Source organism: Lactobacillus sp. CA30L, from assembly GCF_059900845.1.
Genome location: NZ_JBWXGB010000017.1, coordinates 1 through 1,363 on the forward strand (window position 1 = coordinate 1; position 1,363 = coordinate 1,363).

The 1,363-nt window shown below is 50.6% G+C and carries 1 protein-coding gene; it reads left to right on the forward strand.

All coding sequences use genetic code 11. The annotated features are described in order from the left end of the window. A partial coding sequence (locus tag AC2JF8_RS09225; RefSeq protein WP_500762796.1) for an IS1182 family transposase occupies window positions 1-1,363 on the forward strand: 1,363 nt, incomplete at both ends.

Genomic DNA, 1,363 nt, shown 5'->3' on the forward strand with positions numbered 1-1,363 from the left:
ACCAGCAGACCATGTCCTATCATACCATTAATAATTTTCGCTCTAGCCCGCACGCTAACCAGCTGATTAAGCAGTGCTTTCTCTACTTTAACAATCTGCTTCAAGAAGAGGGCTTACTCTATGAGCACGCCCTCTTTATTGACGGCACCAAAATTGAAGCTGATGCCAACAAGTACTCTTTTGTCTGGAAGAAGGCCGTCGACCGCTTCCAGACCAAGCTGCAGGGCGAGGCATTAGCCCTTTATCAAGAATTAGTGGAAGAAGAAGTAGTCAAGGCCATGGCGGCAGAGGAAGTCCAAAGCAGTCAGGGCTTAAACCAACTGGCTAATGAAGTTGAAGCCAAAGTGGACCAGCTCAATCAGGCCATTGAACGGGAACCGCAAGCAATTCCGGGTGGATCCAGGCGCAAGCAGAAACGGCGCCGGTTAAAGAAACTGCTCCACCGAATTCGCCGCGACTACCAGCCCCGCGCCCAAAAGTATGAACAATACCAGCAGACCTTTAAGGGCCGCAACAGCTTCTCCAAGACCGACCACGATGCCACCTTCATGCGCATGAAGGAAGACCCGATGCTTAATGGTCAGCTGAAGCCCGGTTATAACCTGCAGATTGCGACTAGCAACCAATACGTCATCGACTATGCCCTGTATCCTAATCCGACTGACACCAGAACCCTGGTGCCCTTTTTAGCGCAGCTGCCGGTTTTGGCAGACTTTGACCCGATTGTCGCCGATGCCGGCTACGGCAGCGAATACAACTATGCCCAGTTAACCGATTACTTTCACAAGCAGTGCTATATTCCCTACACTACTTATGAAAAAGAACAGAAGCGTAAGTACCGCAATGACCCGACCAAGCCCAGCAACTGGCACTATAATGAGCAAGATGATTACTACCTGGACCACCAGGGCGTGCGCTTCTCCTTCAAACATTATTCCACCAGGCGTGACCGCTACGGCTTTACTCGGCAATTTAAAGTCTATGAGGCAGACGAGTTTCAACTAAGTCCAGCCCAAACGGCTTTGGCTAAGACGCCCAGTGGCCACCAGCGCCGCCTTAACTATAACCCGACCTGGCAATACTTTAAAGCCAGCGCTCAAGCAGCGCTTCAAAGCAAGACTGGCAAACGGATCTACGGCCAACGCAAGATTGACGTGGAACCCGTCTTTGGTCACTTGAAGAACGTTTTTGGCATGCGGCGAACCCACCTCCGAGGGCAAGCAAAGGTCGAAAATGACCTAGGTTTAATGCTTATGACCATGAACTTGAGTAAATATTGGCACCGGAAGTGGCCCCAAGGGGCAGCTGGGACCATCAACCGCAATTCAGTAGAGACAAAAAGCAGGCAAATCACTAAAAAGTG